Raw genomic sequence first — 3,687 nt, 5'->3', positions numbered from 1 at the left:
GCTGATGTGATCCCCCGGACTGTCCTCGGGTATTGCGGCGGGATCAAAGGCCTGGCGGAAGTCCCGATAGCGGCTGCGCAGGAGTTGATACCAAGCCCAGAATTGATCGGTGGCATAGCTCTTGAAACGCCCGCCACCGAGATAGAGCTCAAAGCGATCGGGCCTCTGACCCAACAGTGGTGTCAGCAGCTCGCAGTAGGCCGACGCCTGTACCAGGAAGGTGGTTTTGGGCTTGGAGGAGAGCTTGCACTCAATCGGGATATAGCTCCAGGCACCAAACGCCGAGGGTTGCTCAATCCGGCGCAGCAGGTCAGCGGAGCCGCGCATCTCGTCGTTGCAGAGCGAAGCCTGGTGGATGAAGTCAAACCCCTCAGCCATCGCCGCTTTGGTGGCCTCGTAATCACTGGCGTTCTGTTTTCCCGGTAAACGCGCAATCCGATGTCCTTGGTCCTCCAGCTTCGTGAGCAGAACTTGCTCATGGCGCAGACCATCGGCAAACAGCTGTTTATCAAGAGCGCAGACATCGGGCTTGGTGGCTGCAAACAAACCACGAAATTCAAGCTCTTCCCACCAGGCACCAATTACTGGGCTGCGTGAGAACAAAGAGAGCTTGCTTGGGGTTACGAGCACAACATGGCGAGCAATTTGGCAACAGATAATTGAATCAGTTAACGATAAAGCGCCCGAGCTGAATTAAGTACTGACTTTCGATCGGCGATACAGACCATAAACAGATCATTAAAGCCTCGAATTTGGACGATCTGGTGTTTTGCAAATGATGCGAGCCTCCGACAAGCCACACTCCAAGTGATCAAACTTGGGGCAATGAGCCTTGCAGGGAAACATGAGACCCTTGGCTTTTGACACTGCACCGAGATTTGTTGAACGGAAAACCAACAATTTTTACGAAAGCAGTTGATATTTCGATAGGCACAAAATAGTACAGGCTTTATTCTTCGCATACTGGTTTGTTTTGATCAACTTTCTTGGCACTGGGGGTACTTAAACCTGTGTATTTAGATGCAATCCGATTTGTAGTATTAGTTCCTCATCGCCAACGGGAATCGCAACAACCCTTACGGCTTATTCTTCTACGATTTCAGTTCAGCGAATAGATGTTAGGGTAGTAACCTTGACCGGGATGAACAACAAGATAGATTGAATTACACGCTATTTCAGCATTAAAGATATTGACAAGCCGTTACTTGCTATGTTTAGTTAATAAATTGTTAATGGTAACTGTGTTTTTGTTTATTGAGAAAGCAATCAGCCCTGTTGGCGTCAAGCTGTTACAGCATGAATCGAAAAATTAGTAGAAAACCTAGAAATAAGCCCCTACATACCCTTGACGAAGAATGTTTAACACATCTAGAAATGCTATCTACCCTGACAGCTACCGGGGATCAGTCGCGAGCAGTAGATTCAGATTGTTGATGCATGCTCAGTAAGGTTAGTTGCTTTTCCTATTGAGTAAACGTTGATGCTAACTAAAAAGCAATAAACAGCTAAGCTCGCCTTGGCTTGTCCAGTTGAGAAGCGAGTTAGCCGTCTCTCTATTCTAATAAGGGTGGGGGTGATTCAATGGAAATTGGAAACATCTTCACCTTTGAGATCAGCAAACTTTCTAGCCATAGTAGGATTGCTTTTTGTCAATTTCTTAACAGTCAATTCATCGGCTTTGTTATTGGCAAGACGGAGATTATTTTCAGAGCCAAGCAGGGCGTCCTTAGTCTTCTGAAGATGGTCGATGGTCTTGTCAATCTCCTCTATCGCTGTTTTGAATCTCTTCGACGCCAGTTCATAGTTCCTCGCAAAACCTGTCCTAAATTCGTCGAGATCGTTCTCAAAAGTCGTGATATCAATATTTTGGGCCTTTACTAGCGCGAGTTCTGTCCTGTATTTCAACGAATTCTGAGCGGCATTTCGCAGCACCGTGATAATTGGGATAAAAAATTGCGGACGGACGATATACATTTTTTGATATCGATGTGAGACATCGACAATGCCTGAATTGTAGAGCTCGCTATCAGGTTCAAGAAGTGAAACAAGAACGGCATATTCACAGTTCTTTTCATTTCGGTCCTTATCGAGTTCTTTAAGAAAATCCTCGTTCTTTTTCTTTGTGGCCGTTCCGTCACTCTCGTTTTTCATCTCAAACATGATCGACACGATCTCGGTGTTTGCCTCATCCAAGTCCCGAAATATGTAATCTCCTTTGCTTCCAGCTTTCGCGTCATTGTCCTTTTCGAAATAGGCCCTCGGAAACGCCGTTGCTCTAATGCGGTTAAACTCGATATCGCAGTGCTGCTCAAGGGTTTCTCCAACCATCTTTGTCGACAGGCGGGCCTTCATGTCCTTCAGTCGTTCGATCGCGTCATCGCGATCCTTGATCTGCGTTTCATACTTATCCTTAAGCGACTTCTCGGCGATTTGCATTTCAAGTTTCACGTGCTTGAGATCATTCTTCAGTTCGTCACGCTCCTTTTCGATTCCATTAACCGCCTCGTTAATTGCAAGTTTCTGAGTAACTTCGATAGTTTTTAGTTTGGACTTTAGGTCCTGAATCTCCGCGTCTTTGTTTACGAACGACTTCTCTAAATCCCTGGTTACCTCGTTTTTCGCTAGTTCAACGGCACTCCGCTTGTCCTGCTCGGCCAATTCAAGCCGGTCATGCAACTGCTGTTTGAACTCGCTATCGCGAACCTGCTTGAGAATGTCCGCGTACCCGGCCTCGTCAATCTTGAATGCTTTTTTGCAATGCGGACAGAGGATTTCATTCATGACTATTGATTCCGGGTTGTTGATGCGTGTCTGGGTGACGGCTAACGCTCACCATTGCTAAGCCGATAAGTGCTCAGCAGGCAGGTGGTCGATTTGCATCAGCTTTGGACTCTGTCAATGCTAGATGCCCCCTTTGATACTCGTATAGATCGTCAAGCTTTCTTAAAGGATTTCCCCTTGCTTCAATTGCTGGTATTGGATCCCTCTAGCGCCCATAAGCTCTTTAAGAAATCAGATCAGACCAGTGTTTGCTAACCAATAACTAAGTAAAATAATTAGATCGTTTCGATACGATTTACTGGCCTGCCTTGCAGCGTGTGGAATACCACCCTTGCAATGAATCGCTTAATGCACCTCATGAGCCGGTCTCACGGCGAGGTACCCGAGTTATATTGTTATAAGATAAATATGTTGCCCTTTGTTAAAGCCAGAATTTAGCAATATATTACACAATAAAGATAATTAAAATAGCCATCTTGTTGCTCATAAAGATGCATGCTTATTTAATTTAAGTAACTAAATAGCTAGATGAACTCCACCAGCCACATCTCAAGTGTGGCCGCCCTCATTGAAGAGCCTATACCTGTATAGAGGTTTTATACGGAGGTCCTACTAACAAACTGGTCTGATGCTAATTCAGCTGATTCAGATTGCTCTACATCCCAAGCCACCACTTTTCTGCTCCAGATATCAACCACTAGGTAGCGCGGTACCCTACGGGCTTCATTGCTCTAGCTGTATTCCACGCTCTGCTGAGAAGTTTTGCAATAAGAACCGCAGCTGTTTGATCATTTGACTTGGACTTTGGCTATCAGACACCGGGCTAATCTGTTATCTCAAAGAGCGGAGGGGAGTTGTAGTTATCCAGAACCAGCAATTGAAGCGCTAGCGGAAAGCTTTTTAAAG

1 protein-coding gene and 1 pseudogene are annotated in these 3,687 nt (G+C 45.7%); both read right to left on the bottom strand.

Annotated features, from left to right (window positions below):
* Positions 1-630 (bottom strand): annotated as a pseudogene (locus KB557_RS09705) (DNA helicase); the annotation flags it as partial.
* A gap of 948 nt (positions 631-1,578) precedes the next feature.
* Positions 1,579-2,781, bottom strand: coding sequence for a DUF2130 domain-containing protein (locus KB557_RS09700; RefSeq protein ID WP_255133682.1), 1,203 nt, complete (start codon positions 2,779-2,781; stop codon positions 1,579-1,581).
* Between the last annotated feature and the right edge of the window lie 906 nt (positions 2,782-3,687).

The sequence above is a fragment of the Synechococcus sp. Cruz CV12-2-Slac-r genome, from assembly GCF_024346075.1.
In the GTDB taxonomy this organism is placed as follows: Bacteria; Cyanobacteriota; Cyanobacteriia; order PCC-6307; family Cyanobiaceae; genus Synechococcus_D.
Note: the sequence above shows the minus strand (reverse complement) of the source record. Positions and strands in the feature narration are given on the sequence as shown.